Below are 18,058 nucleotides of genomic sequence, written 5' to 3'. Positions count from 1 at the left end.
GGGGTCCCGCCGGTGGGGAGGTCCTTGAGCGAGTGAATGGCGACGTCGCAGCGATCGGCGAGCAGCGCCTCCCGCAGGGCCGCCACGAAGACCCCGGTCCCGCCGAGCTGTGCCAGCGAGCCAGTTCGGACGTCCCCTTCGGTCTTGATGCGGACCAGCTCGGTCTCGAAGCCGCCGACGGCGGCGAGCATGGCGGCGGTCTGCTGCGTCTGGGTGAGGGCGAGCGCGCTTCCGCGCGTGCCGATGCGGACGGACACGGTCAGGCTCCCGCCTCTGTGCCCGCCGCTGTGCCCGCCGCTGTGCCCGCCGCTGTGCCCGCTTCCGCTACTACCGGCTTTGCACCCCTGAAGTTCTCACAGCACCCCGGCCGGCACACGTCGTACCACGGCCCGAGGTCGGTCACGTGCGGCCGGTCCGCGATGGTGTCCTCGCTCGTGCGCTCGCAGATGAGGTCCACGAGGCCCGCCACGAACTTGCCGTGAACGCCCGGAGTCGGGACGCGGACGGCGGCGACGCCGAGCTTCTCGCACGTCTCGAGGGCTTCCGTGTCGAGGTCCCACGCGACTTCCATGTGGTCGCTCACGAAGCCCAGCGGCACGATCACGGCGCCCTTGACGGGCGGCTCAGCGGCGTCGCGGGCCGCGATTGCCTCAAGGCGGTCGTTGATGTCGGGCTCGAGCCACGGGATGTGCGGCGCGCCGGAGCGCGACTGGTACACCAGGTCCCACTTCACGTCGGGCGCAACGGCCCGCATGATGGCGCGGGCGTTGGCGAGGTGCTGGGCGACGTAGGCCGACCCGCCCTCGAACTCGCGCGGCTCCGCCCCGGATCGGCCCGCGGCCTCGGCGTCACGCGTGGGAATCGAGTGGGTCGAGAACAGGACGCGGATCTCCCCGTCCCGCGAGCCGTCGGCAGCGCCGAGGGCCTCGCGCACCTGGGCGAGTCCCGCCGTCGTCCCCTCGACGAAGGGCTCCACGAAGCCGGGGTGGTCGAAGTACTGGCGGACCTTGTCCACCTCGAGGCGGCCGGCGAGCCCGGTCTCCTCGAGCCCGAGGCCGATGTCCTCCCGATACTGGCGGCAGCTCGAATAGCACGAGTAGACGCTCGTGGTGATCATCAGGACGCGACGATGGCCGTCGTCGTACATCTTCTGGAGCGTCTGCGGGATGTAGGGGTCCCAGTTGCGGTTGCCCCAGTAGACGGGGATCTCGATCCCCCGCGCGGCGAGCTCGGCCTCGAGCGCTGCCTTGAGCTCGCGGTTCTGGGCGTTGATGGGGCTCACGCCGCCGAAGGCCCTGTAGTGGTGGCTCACCTCTTCGAGCCGCTCGTCCGGGATGCCGCGCCCACGGGTGACGTTGCGGAGGAACGGAATCACATCGTCCTGGCCCTCGGGGCCCCCGAACGAGGCGAGGAGGACGGCGTCGTAGGGCTTCGGCTCCATCCGCCCGGCCTCCGTGACCGGATTGATCGCCGTGGAGACGTCGAGCACCTCGGGAAGCCCGGCAGGCATGCTCACGAGAGGACCTCGGCAACCTCGGCCGCAGAAATGCGGCGTCCCGTGTGGAACGGGATCTCCTCGCGCACGTGGTTGCGCGCGTCGGTGTAGCGAAGGTGGCGCATCATGTCCACGAGGTCCACGAGTTCGGGCGCCTCCAGCGCCAGGATCCATTCCCAGTCGCCGAGGGCGAACGCGGAGACCGTATTCGAAATGACCTGCGGGAAGTCCCGGCCCAGGAGTCCGTGGTCGCGGAGCATGCGCGACCGCTCGTCGGCAGGAAGCAGGTACCACTCGTAGGAGCGCACGAACGGGTAGACCGTCAGCCACGTGCTGGGCTCGACGCCGCGGGAGAAGGCCGGGGTGTGGCTCTTCGCGAACTCGGCCTCGCGATGCACGCCCATGGCGCTCCAGGTCTGGTCGGTGCCGGCGAAGAGGTCGCTGCGGCGGATGTCGCGGACGGCCTGCTGGAGGTCCTCCGCCTTCGGGCCGTGGACCCACGCCATGACGTCAGCTCCCGCGCGGAGGCCGGAGACGTCATAGAGGCCGCGGACGGTCACGCCCTTCTCGCCGAGGCGCGCCACGAGCGACTCGAAGTCGGAGACGGCGCTGGCCGAGGGGGCGTCAGTGCCCGGAAGCCGGCCGAAGACACTCCAGAGGGTGAAGAAGAGCTGCTCGGGAGCCTCGGTGGTGGCGTCACCCTCCGGCCGAGTTTTGGTGACAGATTCGTCAAAAGTGTGGCTCATGGCTTCCAGTGTGCTCCTTCGTTCAGGCCAAAATCGAATTCAACACCTCTTCTACGGGCTGTAGAGCCGCAGAAGTGGTCAAGGTCACAGTGCGCGGGTCGCCAGCTCGATCGCCTGCGCCCGAGCGTCCGGCACCACCGACGCCAAACCGTTCCCGGCGGCCCAGCCGCCGACCACGGCAAGGCCCGGCTGAGCTGCGACACGACGGCGGATCTCCGCCACCCGCTCGCGGTGGCCGACCGTGGCGAACGGGAGGGCCCCCTCCCATCGCACCACGTCCCAACCGAGCACGTCCTCGGGCAGAATCGCGACCGTCAACAGCGTCGAGGCGTCCGCGAGCGCCGCGCGGAACAGCTCGTCGTCGGTCTCCGGCTCCGATCCGCGCGACGCATCATCCTCGGCGCGCCCATAGGAGAGCCTCACCACGTGCGTGCCCGGACCGGCCTCGTCGGCGAGCCACGCCCATTTCGCGGTGGCGTGGGTGAGCGCCTTCGCGCTGATCCCCGGCGCCTGCGGTGCCACGAGCACGCCCGTGCCGCGCGGGCGGGCGTCGAGCTCGGGCTTGTCGAGGACCAGGGTCACCAGCTTGACCTCCGGTCCCGGCACCGGCTCGTGGCCGGCGAGCTCCGGCACGGCGTCCGAGAGGAGTTCGACGGCGGCCGGACCCCCGAGGGCTACGACGACGAGTTCCGCGTCGTGCGACTCCCGGGAGCCGCCCTGCGCGATCGCCCCGACGCGCCACCCGCCGCCGAGGCGATCGAGGCGCTCGGCGCGCACGCCGCTCAGGAGGCGGACGCCGTCGTCCGCCAAGCGCTCAACCAGGGCCGTGATCATGCGGTTCATGCCGCCCCGGACCCCGGCGACGGCCGATCCGGCCTTCGTGCCCGCACCGGCCCTCGCCGCGGTGCGCTCGCGCTGGGCCGCAACAGCCGCGGAGAGCGACCCCCGCTCCGACATGAGCTGACGGAGCCCGGGCGCCACCATGTCGATATCGAGCAGCGCGGGATCGGCTGAGTGCACGCCGCCCACGACGGGGGTCACGAGCCTCTCGAGGACCCGCCGGCCCATGCGGGCGCGCACGACGGCGGCCACGCTCGCCTTCTCCTGGTGGTTGCGGACGGGAAGATAGCGGTCAAGGCTCGCGCGCATCGCACCCCACCAGCCGACCGCGGAGCGTACCTCAGGATCCCAAGGGTTCGACGGAATGCCGAGAACCCCTGCCTTCGGGAGCTCCTCGGCACCCTCGGGAAGCTGGACCCAGGCTCCCGAGGGATGCGGGACGACGACTTGGTTGGCGAGGCCGAGCTCACCCAGGAGGGCCTTGACGGCGTCCGTGCGGGTGGCGAACGATTCGGCACCGCTGTCGAGAGTGAGGCCGCCCACCTCGTGCACCCCCACGCAGCCGCCCCAGCGCCCGGTGGCCTCCAAGACGGTCACCTCGAGGCCTCGGCGCCGAAGTTCGAGGGCGGCGCAGAGGCCCGAGATGCCGCCGCCGACGACGAGGGCGCGCCGCTCAGAGACGCGGCGGCCCCCTTCGGCCTGTGTCGAGGGCATGCGGCGCCTAGTAGTCCGAGTGGATGAGCTCGACGAGGCGGGTGAGCACGTCAGGGTCGGTTTCCGGCGGAACTCCGTGGCCCAGGTTGAGAACGTGTCCCGGGGCCGACGCGCCGTTGCGCATAATGTCCCGCACGTGCGCTTCGAGCACGTTCCACGGGGCGGACAGCAGCGCGGGATCGATGTTGCCCTGCAGCACAACGCGGCCGCCAAGACGGCGATTCGCCTCGTGGATCGGGAGGCGGTAGTCCACGCCGACGGCGTCCACGCCCACCTCGTACATCGCCCCGAGGAGCTCCGAGGTTCCGGTCCCAAAGTGCACGAGCGGCGCGCCGAGGTCACGCACGTGGTCGAGGGCGCGGGAGGAGAACGGCGCCGCGCTGCGCCGGTAGTCCTCGAGCCCGAGCGATCCGGCCCACGAATCGAACAGCTGGCCAGCCGAGGCGCCGGCCTCGATCTGCGCCCTCAGGAAGCGGCCGCATGCGTCCGCCGTCCATTCCATGAGCGCCTGCCAGGTGGCGGGATCGCCGTGCATCATGGTGCGCGGGCCGAGGTGGTCGCGGGACGGCTGCCCCTCGACCATGTACGCGGCGACGGTGAAGGGCGCACCCGCGAAGCCGATGAGCGGCGTCGTTCCGAGTTCGTCGACGGTCAGGCGGACCGCTTCCCGGATGGGCGCGAACACCGAGTCATCGAGGCGCGGCAACGCGGCGACGTCCTCGGCGCTGCGGATGGGGCGCTCAAGCACGGGACCCACGCCGGGCACGATGTCGACGGCGATGCCGGCGAGCTTGAGGGGCACCACGATGTCGGAGAAGAAGATCCCCGCGTCCACGCCGTGGCGACGGACCGGCTGGATCGTGAGCTCGGCGGCGAGCTCCGGCTTGAGGCACGCCTCGAGCATCCCCGTGCCCTCGCGGGCCTTTCGGTATTCGGGCAATGAGCGGCCGGCCTGCCGCATGAACCACACGGGTCGGCTGCTCGGGCGCCCTCCTCGATACGCGGTGATCAGTGGCGACTGTGCCGTCCGGCCGTCCTTGAGGGGGTGGTCAGGGCTGAGGGTCATACGGCGATTCTCTCAGAGGGGGCAAGAGCGGATGCTGACAGGCTGTCACAGGCGTGACCATGTGATCTCTCACCAGTGTCGTGTTCTACACCGGATCGAAAAGCTATGATGGTCGGGCTGTGGTTGTTTTCTCGATGGTGGCGACTCACGCCGATCTGAACTTGGAAACCGTTGCCCTCCTGAGCAACGGTGCTGCGACTGTGGCTTCTTCCGCCTCGGAGTCCCCCGCCGTCTCGGGTGCCGTGGTGCTCTCCACCTGCAACCGGTACGAGATCTACGCCGAGGCTCCTGCACCCGAGGACCGCGAGGCCGCTCGCTCGGCCCTCGTCGCGGAGATCAGCCGGCGCAGCGGACTGCCCGAGCACACGGTCTCCGACATCTTCCGCACCCAGGATGGTTCCGACGTCGCGCGGCACTTGTTCGCCGTGAGCTCGGGACTGGATTCTGCCGTCGTCGGCGAACGCGAGATCGCGGGTCAGGTGCGCCGCGCGCTCATCTCGGCCCAGGAGGAGGGAACGGCAAGCCCCTCGCTCGTCCGCCTCTTCCAGGCCGCGTCCCGCACGGCCAAGGACGTCGGGACCCAGACCGCTCTGGGCAGCAGGGGCCTCTCGATCGTCTCGGTGGCGCTTGATCTCGCGGCCGATCTGGCGGACAACCCCGACTGGTCCTCCAAGCGGGCAGTCCTGTTCGGCACCGGTGCCTACGCGGGCGCGACAATGGCGCTCCTGCGGGAACGCGGATGTGCCCACGTCGAGGTGTTCTCCTCGTCAGGCCGGGCCGAGGAGTTCGCCGCGGCGCGCGGCGGCGTCGCCCTTGCCCCCGAGCAGCTTCCCGGGGCGATCGCCCAAGCGGACGTCCTGATCGGCTGCAGCGGGTCCACGACGCCGATGGAGGCCGTGGAACTCGCCGCGATCCGCTCCGATTCCCCCCAGCAGCTCATAGTGATCGACCTCGCGCTCACCCACGACTTCGATCCCGCCGTCGGCTCGCTCGAGAACGTCGAGCTCGTCACCCTCGAATCGGTGCGCCTCGCCGCCCCGCAGGAGCAGGCCGAAGCGTTGGCCCAGGCGAGCCGGATCGTCGATTCGGCCGCGGAGGACTTCGAAGCACAGCGGCAGGCGCGCCAGGCCGATGCCGCGATCGTCGCCCTGCGCCGCCACACGATGGCGGTCCTGGACGCAGAGATTGAGAAGGTCCGCGCGCGCCACGGCTGCACCGCCGCCGCCGAGGAGGTGGAGTTCGCCATGCGCCGCATGGTCAAGCAGCTCCTCCACACGCCCACCGTCCGCGCCCGCGAACTGGCCGCGCAGGGGCGTGAAGCCGAGTACCTCGCCGCGCTCGATGCCCTCTACGGAATCAGCGTCGAACTGCCCTCCGTCGTCGCAGAGACGCTCGGCGAGGAGCCCGCCCAGGAGAACGCAGATGGCTCGCAGGGCGGCGAGGACTGCCCCGTGGACCACTCCCGCGCCGGCTGACCGCGTCGTCTCAGCCGGCGTGCCTGGGCCCGACTCAGTAGGTCGGCTTCTCCGGCTCCACCTCGCGGACCCACGCCAAGACCCCGCCCTCAAGATGGCTCACGGCGGTGAAGCCCGCCTCCTCGGCCGCCGCCAGCACGTTGGCCGACCGCACGCCGGACTTGCAGTGGAAGACGATGTCCCGGTCACGGGGCAGCTCCGACCAGGCCTCGCCCGAGAGGAGGCGGCCCTGCGGGATGAGCCGCGAGCCGGGGATGCTCACCATCGCGTGCTCGCCGGGTTCGCGGACGTCGACGAGTTCGAACTCAGTCTCCCCCGCCTCGCGGGCGGCAAGGAGGTCCGCCAGCTCGCGCGCGGTGACCGTGCGCCCCGAAGGGGCAGCCTCGACGGGGGCAATCCCGCAGAAGGCCTCGTAATCAACGAGCTCGGTAATGGGCGCCGCTTCAGGGTCCTTGGAGACCTTGAGCTCGCGCCACGTCGCGCGGAGCGCGTCGTAGAGCTGGACCCGTCCAAGGAGCGTGCGCCCTACCCCTGTGATGAGCTTGACGGCCTCGGTGACCATAGAGGCGCCGATGGAGGCGCACAGCATCCCGTAGACGCCTCCTTCCCCGCAAGAAGGAACGGAACCCGCGGGAGGCGCCTCGGGATAGAGGTCGCGATACGTCGGACCGTACTTCTCCCAGAACACGCTGACTTGGCCGTCGAAGCGGAAGATCGATCCCCAGACGTACGGCTTGCCGAGGATCGCCGCCGCGTCATTGACCAGATACCGGGTCGCGAAGTTGTCGGTTCCGTCGAGGATGAGGTCATAGTCCGCGAAGATCCCGAGAGCGTTCGAGGAGTCGAGATGTACCTCGTGGAGCCGCACCTCGACGAGCGGATTCAGCTCGCGGACCGCGTTGCGCGCGGAGTGCGCCTTCGGCCGGCCAACGTCGCTCACGCGATGGATCACCTGCCGCTGCAGATTGCTCAGCTCGACGACGTCGTCGTCCACGACCCCGAGCGTGCCTACGCCCGCGGCGGCAAGGTAGAGGAGCGCCGGGGAGCCGAGTCCGCCAGCACCGATGACGAGCACCTTCGCGTTCTTGAGCCGCCGCTGCCCGAGGTCCCCGATCTCCGGGATGATGACGTGCCTCGAGTACCGCTGCACCTCCTCGGGCGTCAGCGGACCGGCCGGCTCGACAAGCGGCGGAAGCTGGACGGAATCCTGCATAGACGACATGAAACCAGCCTATGCCGCGCGCCGTGCTTCTGCGTCGGCCACGTGACCCGCGGGTAAAGTAAGACTGTGGCTTGGCCTGCGAGCCGAACCTGTGTGCCCATGGAGAAAGGTGGGGCAGTGAGCACCGAACCCCGCGCGGCGTCTGTACGCTCGCCGCGCCTTCCACGGGACGAGCGACGCGCGCAGCTGCTGACCGCAGCGCTGGAGGTCTTCGCCGCGAACGGCTACCACGGAGCTGCGATGGACGATATCGCGGAGACGGCCCAAGTCTCGAAGCCCGTGCTGTACCAGCACTTCCCCTCGAAACGGGAGCTGTACCTGGCCCTCCTCGACAGCCACCTCGCCACTCTCGAAGAGCTCATGAAGACGGCGCTCGGGTCCACGAGCGACAACCGGGAGCGCGTGCGCGCGGTGATGCGCGCCTACTACGAGTTCATTGCGAAGGATGACAAGGCGCACCGCCTCGTCTTCGAATCGGACCTCGTGAACGACCCGGACGTGGCCGCTCGGCTGGAGAACTTCAACCGGGGGTTCGCCGAGGCCATCGCCCGCGTCATCGCCGCGGACACCAAGCTGCCCATGGTCGAGGCCCAGCTCCTCGGCCGCTCGTTGGCCGGGATGGCTCAGGTCAGCGCGCGGTACTGGCTCGAGACCTCCGGGGATCTGCCGATCGACGTGGCGAGCGATCTCGTCTCGCGTTTGGCTTGGCGCGGAATCTCCCGATTCCCCAAAGAGGCCTAAGGTACGTTTGGGACAGGCGCGCCGGGACGGCGCGCTGCATTCTTCTGACCCAGCAAGGGAGATCCAGGTGGAAATCAAGATCGGCATCCAGAACGTCGGCCGCGAGATCGTGCTCGAGTCCTCGCAGGACGCCGACGCCGTAGCACAGCTCGTCGCCGAGGCCATTGCGGGCCAGAAGGAGCTGCGCCTCCAGGACGAGAAGGGCCGTCAGGTCATCGTCCCGGCCGGAGTCATCGGCTACGTCGAGCTCGGAGCCCAGGAGCAGCGCCGCGTGGGCTTCGGCGCCCTCTGATCCGGGGGCACGGGTGGAGACCGTCTGGTCCCTCGTCATCGACGTGATCGTCACTGGCGGCGTCGGGTTCGCATTGTGGGCAGCCGACCGCCGCCACGGCAAGTACGGCATCATGCTGCCGGTTGCGCTGGGCGTCGTCATCGCGTGTTTGGCTTGGATTGTCGCCGTCGCGGCGGGCACGGGCTACCTGACAGGGCTCATCTGGGTGCCCTGGATCGTCCCGATGGTTCTCGGCGTGGCCGTGTCCGTCGCGGTCACCAAGCTCGTGGAGCGGCGGCGCGAGAAGCGCGACGTCGCTGATCTCACCCGCGTGCTGCGGGGCTGAACCCGGTTTTCAGAGGAACTGGGCCCGGCCTTCCATAGGGCTCGACGCCAGGGCGTGCTCGCGCCGCGGGATCCGTCCGGCGTGCGCGGCCAGGCGTCCGGCCACCACGGCGTGGCGGAAGGCCGAGGCCATGCGAACGGGATCCTGAGCGCGTGTCACGGCCGTGGCGAGGAGCACCGCGTCGCAGCCGAGCTCCATCGCGAGCGCCGCATCCGACGCCGTCCCGATGCCCGCGTCCAGCACCACGGGGACTCCGGCACGGGCCACGATGAGCTCGATGTTGTGCGGGTTAAGGATCCCGAGCCCCGTGCCGATCGGGGCTCCGAGCGGCATGACGGCCACGGCGCCCAGCTGCTCGAGCCTGCGGGCCAGGACCGGGTCGTCATTCGTGTAGGCGAAGACCTTGAAGCCACGGGAGACCAGCTGCTCGGTGGCGTCGGCAAGCTCGATCGGATCGGGCAGCAGCGTCGTCTCGTCGGCGATCACCTCGAGCTTCACCCAGTCCGTCTCGAGCGCCTCACGCGCGAGTTCAGCCGTGAGGACGGCGTCCCTGGCGGTAAAGCACCCCGCGGTGTTGGGCAGGACTCGAATGCCTTTGTCCAGGAGCAGCTGGAACAGGGAACCCTGCTCCGTGGCGGAGAAGCGCCGCATCGCGACGGTCGTGAGCTCGGTCCCGGAGGCCTCGAGGGCGTCACCGAGCCCGTCGAGGCTCGGCGCCCCGCCGGTGCCCATGATGAGCCGCGAGCCGAGGGCCACCCCGTCGACCACGAACGGGTCATCAACGGCAACCTGGTCCGCGGCACGATGATCGGTGGGAAGTCCCATGTCAGCCTCCTTGCATGGCTGTGACGAGCTCGACGGCGTCGCCCGCCGCGAGCGGTGTGGAGGCCCAGCGGATGCGGGGCACTACCTCGGAATTGAGGGCGACGGCGACACCGAGCCGACCGCCGTCGGCAGGCCTGCCGTCGGGGCCCAGGTCCCGCCCGAGGGCTGAGGAGACGAGGTCGAGGACCGATGAGCCCTCGGCGAGGTCCCGCCGCTCACCGTTGACGGTGAGGGCCAAAGTGCTTGGTGTACTCATGAGGGCCTTCCAGGGAGGGTGTGGCTGGTGGGCCGGCCGTGCCCGAGGCCGGCTAATCGGTCGGGGCGAAACGCCTTCCAGGCGCCGCCGTCTCCGCCTTCGAGGATCTCGCGGCACACGTGGGCGGCCGCGGGGGTCAGCAGAACGCCGTGGCGGAAGAATCCGGTGGCGACAATCAGCCCGTCCACATCGCCGCCTTCAGGCGCGGAGACGCGGCCCAGAAGCGGCGCGTTGTCGGGAGTGCCCGGCCGGGCGCGCGCGACAGTCTCGTAGAGCTCGAGTTCGGCCACCGCCGGGACCAGGGCCTGAGCATCCCGAAGGAGCTCGTAGACCCCGCCTGCCGAGACGGCATCGGAGCCGTCCTCGCGCTGAGTCGCCCCGATCACCACGGTCCCGTCCTCCCGAGGCACGAGGTAGACGGGGCGACCGCGGACGAGGCCGCGCACGGTCGCCGTGACGAGCGGGCGGAGACGCTGCGGAATGCGCAGCCGGAGGATGTCGCCGTAGACCGGGCGGAGCGGGAGCTGGACGGGCAGGCCGGAGAGATCGCGGGCCCCGAGCCCGTTTGCCACGATAGTCTCCTGCGCGAGCAGCCCGCTCCCGTCGTCAAGGCGGACGCCAACGACCCGCTCGCCGTCCCACAGAAGCGATTCGGCGCGCCGTCGCACGAGGCGTTCGGACCCGAGGCGCGTGAGAAGGGCCGCGATGAGCCGGCGCGGATCGACCTGGTGGTCCGCCGCGATCTCGAACGCTCCGACGATCCCGGGCGAGAGCAAGGGCTCCCGCGCGCGCGCCTCGCGCACCGTCAGGGAGGTCACCTCGAGGCCGTGGGCCTCCTGCACCCCACGCAGGTCGGCGAGCGCCTGGCGATCTGCGCCGTCGGCCGCAATGCACAGCGTAGGGGTTCGGAGATAGCCCGCCTCGGTGGCGAGCGGCTGGGCGAACGCAGGCCAGAGCGCGGCCGACTCGAGCATGAGGCCAAGCAGCGCCTCTTCCTGATAGTGGTACTCGCTGACGGCGGCGAGCATGCCCGCGGCGGCGAAGCTCGCACCCGTTCCCGGGGCAGGGTCGACGACGACGACGTGGCGCCCCGAGCGCGCCGCCTCCCAGGCAATGCCGAGGCCTACCACTCCGCCGCCCACGACCGCGACGTCCCAGACGGCGGGGGGATGGGGCGCCCTCGGGCTGTACTCGTCCACGAAATTCTCGTCCTTCCCTACGCCGGCACGACCCGGATCAGGTTCACACGGTCGGCTCTCGGCCCTCTCAGCCCGGCTCGTCAGCCACCTCGATGCAGCTGTCACACGCGGGCTCCCGCAGTTCGCGAGCACTAGTCTAGTTCCATGCTCCTGACCGATGCCCAGCTCTACGTGTGCACCGACGCCCGGCGCGACCGCGGCGACTTCGCGTCCTTTGTGGACGCCGCGTTCTCGGGAGGCGTCGACATCATCCAGCTCCGCGACAAGCACCTCGAAGCCGCCGAGGAGCTCGAGCTCCTCGAGGTCCTCGAGTCCGCCGCAGTGCGTCACGGGAAGCTGTGGGCCGTCAACGATCGGGCGGACATCGCGCTCCTCTCGGGCGCGCCCGTGTTCCACGTCGGCCAGCTCGACCTCCCCCTCCAGGCGGCGCGCCGCGTGCTCGGGGACGCCCCCGCCGTCGGACTCTCAACCCACTCCCCCGAACAGGTCGAGGCGGCGCTCGCGGCGTCGGCGACGCTCGATTACTTCTGCACCGGCCCTCTGTGGGCCACACCGACGAAGCCGGGCCGAGCCGCCGTGGGCCTCGGCCTCGTCGAATACGCTGCACGCCGGACCCGCGAGGCCGCGGCCGCCGGCAGGACGACGCTCCCCTGGTTCGCAATCGGCGGGATCGACCACGCCAATATCGCTCAGGTCGTGGACGCCGGGGCGAGCCGAGTCGTCGTCGTCCGCGCTGTCACCGACGCCGACGACCCCGCTGACGCTGCCCAGCGCCTCCGCACAGAGCTGCCGGCCCTCGCCTCCGTGCGCGCATGACGGTCGTCGCCTATCAGGGGGAACCCGGCGCCAACTCCCACATGGCCGCCCTCGAGGCGTTCCCCGGCGCCGACGCACTGCCATGTGCGACCTTCGAGGACGCGTTTGCGGCAGTGGACAGCGGTGAAGCCCAGCTGGCCATGATCCCCATCGACAACACGGTCGCCGGCCGCGTCGCCGACATCCATCTGCTCCTGCCGACCACGAATCTCCAGATCATCGGGGAACATTTCCTGCGGATCCGGTTCAGCCTCATGGGCGTGCCAGGGGCCACGATCGATGGAGCGCGCGAAGTCCACAGCCACGTCCATGCCCTCGCGCAGTGCCGGGGCTTCATCCGGGCGCACGGGCTCACGCCGGTGGTCGCCGGCGACACCGCGGGCTCCGCGCGGGAAGTCGCGGAATGGGGTGATCCCACCAAGCTCTCGATCGCACCGCCGCTAGCCGCGGAGCGCTACGGCCTCAAGATCCTGGCGTCCGACATCGAGGACCATCAGCACAACACCACGCGCTTCGTGATCCTCGCTCCCCCGCGCGAGTTCCCGGCCGCCGGCGGAGAGCCGTTCGTGACGAGCTTCGTGTTCCGCGTCCGGAACATCCCCGCCGCCCTCTACAAGGCGCTCGGCGGCTTCGCGACCAACGGCGTGAACATGACCCGGCTGGAAAGCTACATGGTGGACGGGAAGTTCGCGGCGACGATGTTCATGGTGGACGTCGAAGGCCACCCGGACGAGCCGCCTCTCGCGCGAGCCCTCGAGGAGCTCGCGTTCTTCTCGACGGAGCTCCGGATCCTCGGTGTGTTCCCGGCCCATCCCCGCCGCTTCGGCCAGGACGCCCCCTAGCCTGCTGTCCGTCGGAGCCGTGCAGGTCTAGGCTGACGCTCGTGGGCCATGCACACCTCACCCCGAAGACGCGCTCTGCCGCGACTCCGGGCGGGCGGGCCGGGAGCGCGGCGCTCGCGGCGGCGTTCACGGCCCTTCGGGAGGAGTTCCAGCTCTCGTCGGAGTATCCGGCGCCGGCCCTCGCCGACGCCGCTGCGGCGATCGCCGCGCTCGAGCTCCCGTCAGCGGACCAGACGCACATCGAATTCGTGACCATCGATCCGCCAGAGTCCACAGATCTGGATCAGGCCCTGCACCTTGAGCGCAAGGGCAGTGGCTACAGGGTCCGCTACGCCATCGCCGACGTCCCCTCGTTCGTTCGGCCGCACGGCGAGCTCGACGCTGAGACACGTCGGCGCGGCCAGACGATCTACGCGCCTGACGAGAAGGTTCCCCTGCATCCGCGGGACATTTCGGACGACGCAGGAAGCCTCCTCGCGGGCTTGGTCCGCGGCGCGTTCGTCTGGGACTTCTCGCTCGACGAGGACGGCGAAGTCTCCAGCGTCGGGCTTGAACGCGCCCGCGTCCTCAGCCGCGCGAAGCTCGCCTACGCGGATGTGCAGGAGCAGATCGACTCCGGGACCGCCGTCGAATCCCTCATGCTCCTCAAGGAGGTGGGTCTCAAGCGGGTCGCCCTCGAACGGAAGCGGGGCGGCGCGAGCCTCAACCTGCCGGACCAGGAGATCGTGGCGACCGACGACGGCAGGTACCGGATCGAGATCGCCGCCGAGCGCCCGGTCGAGGACTGGAACGCCCAGATCTCCCTGATGACGGGCATGGCCGCCGCGAAGCTCATGATGGACGGACGCATCGGGATCCTCCGGACCATGCCGCCTCCCGACGAGAAGTCCCTCCGCCACTTCCGTCGTCAGACCCAGGCCCTGGGCCGGCCGTGGGACGACTCGATGCCATACGGCGAGTACCTCCGGAGCCTCGACGCGTCCGAGCCGCGGCAGCTCGCGATCCTCCACGCGGCGGCCGCCCTGTTCCGCGGTGCCACCTACACCCCGTTCGACGGCGAGGTCCCCGAGCATCCGATCCAGGCGGCCATCGCTGCGCCGTATGCCCACACGACCGCACCCCTGCGCCGGCTTGTGGACCGCTTCGTCCTGGTGGTCTGCGAGGCCCTTGCGAACGACGGCGATGTGCCCGACTGGCTCAGGGCGGCCCTGCCGGAACTCCCTGGGCTCATGGCGGCCTCCGACCGGGTTGCCGGGCAGGTCGAACGGGCCTCACTGGACCTTGTCGAGGCGGCTCTGCTCGTGCACAGCGTGGGCCAGGAGTTCGACGCGGTGGTCGTCTCGGGTTCGAATCCGGGCGCGAACAATGGCGCGGGGAACGGCGCGAACGGGCGGCCCTTCCAGCCCCTCGACCGGATAGCGAGCTCGCAGAACGGCTCCCCTCCGCCTGGGCCAGTACGGCCCTTCGGAACCGTCCAGCTCGCCGACCCTCCCGTCACGGCCCGGTGCGAAGGGGAGATGGAGTCGGGCACCACGATTCGAGTGCGGCTCGTCGAGGCGGACATCCGCAAGCGGACAGTCCTGTTCGAGCGCGTGTAGCCGCCGGATCCGGCGAACCGCGCCCCTGCACCGTGTGTCGCAGGCCACGATTCCCGGAATTCCGCGCCGACACGGTATCCTTGAGAGGTTATTGGATGCCCGATCGTACCTTTGCGATCTGTTCTTGCTTTTGCTGGCCCTTGGTGCCGGCGCCCTGATAGCCCGCGATCGGCTTCCGCTGGACGGCCGCCGTGCGCGGCTGCTCCGAACGTCTCCGGTGACCGCGAGGGCGATGATCTCTATCGCGCCGCTCGCCCCCGACGTTTGTTGAGCGGCCCGCCTGGGCCCAATTGGAGAGGGATCCGACCCCTTTGAACGAAGTCATCACCCACGAAGTCCTCGTGGACGACTCGGGCGCCGAGGCGCTCGAGACAGAAGAGACCATTACCAATGACGCCCCGGTGCGCCAGGAGGCCCAGAAGACCTTCAGCGACTACGGCGTTGCCCCGGAGATCGCCCAATCGCTGGCCGACGCCGGGATCCTCCACCCGTTCCCGATCCAGTCCATGACCCTCGGGGTTGCCCTGAACGGCCACGACATCATCGGGCAGGCAAAGACCGGAACGGGCAAGACGCTGGGCTTCGGCATTCCGAGCCTCCAGCGGACGCTCGCCCAAGACGATCCCGACTACGCGAAGCTCCCGGCCCCCGGCGCTCCGCAGGCGCTCATCGTCGTCCCCACCCGTGAGCTCGCGGTCCAGGTCTCCCAGGACCTCAAGACCGCGGCAAAGCGCACGAGCCTGCGCATCGAGGTCATCTACGGCGGCCGCGCCTACGAGCCGCAGATCGAGGCGCTTCAGAGCGGCGTCGACGTGATCGTCGGCACGCCCGGCCGCCTGATCGACCTGCACCGCCAGCGGCACCTGAATCTCAAGAACGTCCGCGTCGTGGTGCTCGACGAGGCGGATGAGATGCTGGACCTCGGCTTCCTCCCCGATGTGGAAACCCTCCTCGGTGCGGTCCCGGCGGTCCGCCAGACGCTCCTGTTCTCGGCGACGATGCCCGGGCCGGTCGTGGCCATGGCACGCCGCTACATGAGCCGCCCCACCCATATCCGCGCGAGCGATCCGAACGACGATTCGATCACCAAGAAGGACATCCGCCAGGTCATCTACCGGGCGCACCAGCTCGACAAGGACGAGGTCGTGGCCCGCATCCTCCAGGCCGAGGGCCGGGGCCGGACGATCATCTTCACGAAGACTAAGCGCACCGCGGCGAAGCTCGCCGAGGAGCTCGTGGACCGGGGCTTCGCCGCAGCCGCCCTGCACGGCGACCTCGGCCAGGGCGCGCGCGAGCAGGCGCTGCGGGCCTTCCGCAACAACAAGGTGGACGTCCTGGTGGCCACGGATGTCGCGGCGCGCGGCATCGACGTCGAGGACGTGACCCACGTCATCAACTTCCAGTGCCCCGAGGACGAGAAGACGTACCTCCACCGAGTCGGCCGCACCGGTCGCGCTGGGCACAAGGGCACCGCGGTGACGTTCGTGGACTGGGAGGACGTCCCCCGGTGGGGCCTCATCAACAAGGCGCTAGGCCTCGACGTCCCCGAGCCTGTCGAGACCTACTCCTCGTCGCCGCACCTGTTCGCCGATCTGAGCATTCCCGAAGGCACAAAGGGCCGTCTCCCGCGGCACAAGCGCGTCCTCGAGGGTGTCGATGCTGAGGAGCTCGAAGAGCTCGGCGGCCCGGGCAAGAAGCCGCGGAAGCGCACCGGCAAGGGCCGCGGGCGCGAAGCCGGCGAGAGGCGCGAGCAGCGTGAGCCGCGGGAGAAGCGCTCCAGCACCGAGCAGGAGCCCGAGGGCGAGGCCAAGGCCGAGCGTGCGGCGGGCGAAGGCAAGCACGGGCATGGTCGCGGGCGCTCCGACCGCCAGGCCCGTTCGGAGACGCGCGGCGAGGGCGGCCGCCGTCGTCGGCGCACGGTTCAGAGCGACGGCCACGAAGCTTCCGGGCGTCCGGCCAAGGACTCCGCGAAGAACGAGGGCGAGCAGAGCCCGGCGGCTGCAGCCGCCGTCGTCTTCCTTCAGGGCGAGGCGGCGGAGGGCGTGGATCGCGGCATGCTGGCCGCGCGCCGTCGTCGTTCGCGGACCCGCCGTGTCGAGGGCGAGGTCGTGAGCCGCACGCAGGCCGAGTAGGCCTCGGGTGCCGGCTTCCGGCGTGTGGCGTCCGGACGGACCGGATCTGATCGTCGAGGCAGACAACGCGGATTTCCTGCCGACTCTGCCCGACGGCGCCTTCACGATGGTCTACATCGACCCGCCGTTCAACACCGGCCGGCCGCAGCGCCGGCAGTCGACCACGATGGTGCGCAGTGTGGACGGCGATCGCGTCGGATTCGGCGGCCAGCGCTACGAGACGATCAAGGGCGCCCTGCACCGCTACGACGACGCGTTCGGCGACTACTGGGCGTTCCTTGAGCCTCGCCTCCTCGAGGCGTGGCGACTGCTTGCGGACGACGGGACGCTGTACCTGCACCTGGACTACCGCGAGGTGCACTACGCGAAGGTCATGCTGGACATCGTCTTCGGACGGGAGTCCTTCCTCAACGAGATCGTGTGGGCCTACGACTTCGGCGCGCGCGCCCGGCGGCGGTGGCCCACCAAGCACGACACGATCCTCGTCTACGTCAAAGACCCGTCGAAGTACCACTTCGACAGCGAAGAGGTGGACCGGGAGCCCTATATGGCGCCAGGACTCGTGACCCCGGAAAAGCGTGAGCTGGGCAAGCTGCCCACCGACGTGTGGTGGCACACGATCGTCTCCCCCACCGGGCGCGAGAAGACGGGCTATCCGACCCAGAAGCCGGTAGGGCTCGTGCGGCGCATGGTCGCGGCGAGCTCACGGCGGGGCGACTGGGTCCTCGACTTCTTCGCGGGGTCCGGCACGCTCGGCGCGGCGGCGCACGAGCTCGGGCGCCATTTCGTGTGCGTGGACGCGAATCCTCAGGCTGTGGAGATCATGGCCGGCCGGCTCGCTTCCGCAGAGGTGGTCCGCCCCGCCTGAGGGGCGGGATCAGGAACGGACGACGGCGGCGCCGGTCCCCTGCCGCTCGATCTCCTGGAGCGCCTCCAGCGGCGTGGTGTTCTCCCCCAGGCGATTGACCTTGCCGCTGCCGTGGTAGTCCGACGAGCCGGTGACCAAGAGGCCGTGACGCCGCGCGAGATCGAGGAGGAACGGCCGCCGCGCCTCTGGGTTGTCCCGGTGGTACACCTCGAGGCCGGCGAGGCCGGCGTCGATCATCGCGTGGTAGGTCGCCTCCCCCACGGTGCGCCCGCGGGCCTCGGCGACAGGGTGGGCGAAGACGGGCACGCCTCCCGCGGCGCGGACGAGCTCGACCGCGAGTTCGGGCTCGGGCGCGTAGTGCTGGACGAAGTAGCGCGAGCGGGACGAGAGGATCGTCGCGAACGCCTCGGAGCGGTCGCCCACGATTCCGGCGGCAACGAGCGCATCCGCGATATGGGGCCTGCCGACCGTCGCTCCGGGCGCCACGTGGTGGGTGACGTCATCCCACGAGAGCGGGTAGTCCTCGGCGAGGAGGGAGACCATATGCTCCGCGCGGGTGAGGCGCGCGTCCTTGGACTTCGTGATCTCCTCGAGGAGGCCGGGGTG

General features: G+C 70.1%; 18 protein-coding genes, 1 pseudogene and 1 riboswitch. Of the genes and pseudogenes, 9 read left to right on the top strand and 10 right to left on the bottom strand.

What is annotated here, in order from left to right; all coding sequences use genetic code 11:
- From ACTHL9_RS05750 to hemE, 5 genes and pseudogenes are all read right to left on the bottom strand, one after another.
- A pseudogene (locus ACTHL9_RS05750) lies at nucleotides 1-257 on the bottom strand (hydroxymethylbilane synthase); the annotation flags it as partial.
- A gap of 2 nt (nucleotides 258-259) precedes the next feature.
- On the bottom strand, nucleotides 260-1,510 hold the full coding sequence (locus ACTHL9_RS05745; RefSeq protein ID WP_440517888.1) for a ferrochelatase: 1,251 nt from the start codon (nucleotides 1,508-1,510) through the stop codon (nucleotides 260-262).
- A 2-nt stretch (nucleotides 1,511-1,512) separates the two neighbouring features.
- Nucleotides 1,513-2,241: a hydrogen peroxide-dependent heme synthase gene (hemQ, locus tag ACTHL9_RS05740; RefSeq protein ID WP_440517887.1), complete on the bottom strand. Its 729-nt coding sequence runs from the start codon at nucleotides 2,239-2,241 to the stop codon at nucleotides 1,513-1,515.
- A gap of 84 nt (nucleotides 2,242-2,325) precedes the next feature.
- The gene (gene hemG / locus ACTHL9_RS05735; protein WP_440517886.1) at nucleotides 2,326-3,795 is read right to left on the bottom strand and encodes a protoporphyrinogen oxidase; all 1,470 of its coding nucleotides are present in this window, start codon (nucleotides 3,793-3,795) and stop codon (nucleotides 2,326-2,328) included.
- Between the two features lie 7 nt (nucleotides 3,796-3,802).
- Nucleotides 3,803-4,861, bottom strand: a complete 1,059-nt coding sequence (hemE, locus tag ACTHL9_RS05730; RefSeq protein ID WP_440517885.1) for a uroporphyrinogen decarboxylase — start codon at nucleotides 4,859-4,861, stop codon at nucleotides 3,803-3,805.
- Nucleotides 4,862-4,980: 119 nt separating this feature from the next.
- Here hemE and ACTHL9_RS05725 point away from each other — a divergent pair, with 119 nt between their 5' ends.
- Nucleotides 4,981-6,336: a glutamyl-tRNA reductase gene (locus ACTHL9_RS05725; protein ID WP_440517884.1), complete on the top strand. Its 1,356-nt coding sequence runs from the start codon at nucleotides 4,981-4,983 to the stop codon at nucleotides 6,334-6,336.
- 34 nt (nucleotides 6,337-6,370) lie between these two features.
- Here the strand turns inward: ACTHL9_RS05725 and moeB are convergent, their stop codons facing one another.
- Nucleotides 6,371-7,558, bottom strand: coding sequence for a molybdopterin-synthase adenylyltransferase MoeB (gene moeB, locus ACTHL9_RS05720; protein WP_440517883.1), 1,188 nt, complete (start codon nucleotides 7,556-7,558; stop codon nucleotides 6,371-6,373).
- A gap of 117 nt (nucleotides 7,559-7,675) precedes the next feature.
- Between moeB and ACTHL9_RS05715 the strand changes: the two genes are divergently transcribed.
- The 3 genes from ACTHL9_RS05715 (at nucleotide 7,676) to ACTHL9_RS05705 (ending at nucleotide 8,916) form a co-directional block, all read left to right on the top strand.
- Nucleotides 7,676-8,299, top strand: coding sequence for a TetR/AcrR family transcriptional regulator (locus ACTHL9_RS05715; protein WP_440517882.1), 624 nt, complete (start codon nucleotides 7,676-7,678; stop codon nucleotides 8,297-8,299).
- Between the two features lie 67 nt (nucleotides 8,300-8,366).
- Nucleotides 8,367-8,591, top strand: coding sequence for a DUF3107 domain-containing protein (locus ACTHL9_RS05710; protein ID WP_138414047.1), 225 nt, complete (start codon nucleotides 8,367-8,369; stop codon nucleotides 8,589-8,591).
- A 13-nt stretch (nucleotides 8,592-8,604) separates the two neighbouring features.
- Nucleotides 8,605-8,916, top strand: a complete 312-nt coding sequence (locus ACTHL9_RS05705) for a hypothetical protein (protein WP_440517881.1) — start codon at nucleotides 8,605-8,607, stop codon at nucleotides 8,914-8,916.
- 9 nt (nucleotides 8,917-8,925) lie between these two features.
- Here the strand turns inward: ACTHL9_RS05705 and ACTHL9_RS05700 are convergent, their stop codons facing one another.
- The 3 genes from ACTHL9_RS05700 to thiO form a co-directional block, all read right to left on the bottom strand.
- On the bottom strand, nucleotides 8,926-9,741 hold the full coding sequence (locus tag ACTHL9_RS05700; RefSeq protein ID WP_440517880.1) for a thiazole synthase: 816 nt from the start codon (nucleotides 9,739-9,741) through the stop codon (nucleotides 8,926-8,928).
- Nucleotide 9,742: 1 nt separating this feature from the next.
- Nucleotides 9,743-9,997 (bottom strand): sulfur carrier protein ThiS, encoded by a 255-nt coding sequence (gene thiS, locus ACTHL9_RS05695; RefSeq protein WP_440517879.1) that lies wholly within the window; start codon nucleotides 9,995-9,997, stop codon nucleotides 9,743-9,745.
- Complete coding sequence (gene thiO / locus ACTHL9_RS05690; RefSeq protein ID WP_440517878.1) at nucleotides 9,994-11,196, bottom strand: glycine oxidase ThiO; 1,203 nt, start codon at nucleotides 11,194-11,196, stop codon at nucleotides 9,994-9,996. Before thiO ends, thiS begins: the two co-directional genes overlap by 4 nt.
- Nucleotides 11,194-11,325: riboswitch (TPP riboswitch) on the bottom strand. It overlaps the preceding gene by 3 nt.
- 15 nt (nucleotides 11,326-11,340) lie before the next feature.
- Here thiO and thiE point away from each other — a divergent pair.
- From thiE to ACTHL9_RS05665, 5 genes are all read left to right on the top strand, one after another.
- Nucleotides 11,341-12,012, top strand: a complete 672-nt coding sequence (gene thiE, locus ACTHL9_RS05685) for a thiamine phosphate synthase (protein WP_440517877.1) — start codon at nucleotides 11,341-11,343, stop codon at nucleotides 12,010-12,012.
- A complete protein-coding gene (locus ACTHL9_RS05680) occupies nucleotides 12,009-12,854 on the top strand; it encodes a prephenate dehydratase (protein WP_440517876.1) in 846 nt (281 codons plus the stop codon). The genes thiE and ACTHL9_RS05680 overlap by 4 nt, the downstream gene beginning before the upstream one ends.
- Before the next feature lie 41 nt (nucleotides 12,855-12,895).
- Nucleotides 12,896-14,452, top strand: coding sequence for an RNB domain-containing ribonuclease (locus ACTHL9_RS05675; protein WP_440517875.1), 1,557 nt, complete (start codon nucleotides 12,896-12,898; stop codon nucleotides 14,450-14,452).
- Nucleotides 14,453-14,763: 311 nt separating this feature from the next.
- On the top strand, nucleotides 14,764-16,584 hold the full coding sequence (locus ACTHL9_RS05670; RefSeq protein ID WP_440517874.1) for a DEAD/DEAH box helicase: 1,821 nt from the start codon (nucleotides 14,764-14,766) through the stop codon (nucleotides 16,582-16,584).
- Between the two features lie 22 nt (nucleotides 16,585-16,606).
- The gene (locus ACTHL9_RS05665; RefSeq protein ID WP_440517873.1) at nucleotides 16,607-17,452 is read left to right on the top strand and encodes a DNA-methyltransferase; all 846 of its coding nucleotides are present in this window, start codon (nucleotides 16,607-16,609) and stop codon (nucleotides 17,450-17,452) included.
- Nucleotides 17,453-17,461: 9 nt separating this feature from the next.
- On the opposite strand, the gene ACTHL9_RS05660 is transcribed toward ACTHL9_RS05665, so the two are convergent.
- Nucleotides 17,462-18,058, bottom strand: a 597-nt coding sequence (locus ACTHL9_RS05660; RefSeq protein WP_440517872.1) for a phosphatase, incomplete at its 5' end; no start/stop codon positions are given.

The sequence above is a fragment of the Sinomonas sp. genome (assembly GCF_051955515.1).
Lineage (GTDB): Bacteria > Actinomycetota > Actinomycetes > Actinomycetales > Micrococcaceae > Sinomonas.
This window is presented reverse-complemented; position numbering and strand designations above follow the sequence as displayed.

What these genes read in the sequence shown, in the direction of transcription:
- ACTHL9_RS05680 (WP_440517876.1), top strand. Translation starts at nt 12,009, where the DNA reads ATGACGGTCGTCGCCTATCAGGGGGAACCCGGCGCCAACTCCCACATG.
- hemG (WP_440517886.1), bottom strand. Translation starts at nt 3,795, where the DNA reads ATGCCCTCGACACAGGCCGAAGGGGGCCGCCGCGTCTCTGAGCGGCGC.
- thiE (WP_440517877.1), top strand. Translation starts at nt 11,341, where the DNA reads ATGCTCCTGACCGATGCCCAGCTCTACGTGTGCACCGACGCCCGGCGC.
- ACTHL9_RS05745 (WP_440517888.1), bottom strand. Translation starts at nt 1,510, where the DNA reads ATGCCTGCCGGGCTTCCCGAGGTGCTCGACGTCTCCACGGCGATCAAT.
- moeB (WP_440517883.1), bottom strand. Translation starts at nt 7,558, where the DNA reads ATGTCGTCTATGCAGGATTCCGTCCAGCTTCCGCCGCTTGTCGAGCCG.
- thiS (WP_440517879.1), bottom strand. Translation starts at nt 9,997, where the DNA reads ATGAGTACACCAAGCACTTTGGCCCTCACCGTCAACGGTGAGCGGCGG.
- hemE (WP_440517885.1), bottom strand. Translation starts at nt 4,861, where the DNA reads ATGACCCTCAGCCCTGACCACCCCCTCAAGGACGGCCGGACGGCACAG.
- ACTHL9_RS05700 (WP_440517880.1), bottom strand. Translation starts at nt 9,741, where the DNA reads ATGGGACTTCCCACCGATCATCGTGCCGCGGACCAGGTTGCCGTTGAT.
- hemQ (WP_440517887.1), bottom strand. Translation starts at nt 2,241, where the DNA reads ATGAGCCACACTTTTGACGAATCTGTCACCAAAACTCGGCCGGAGGGT.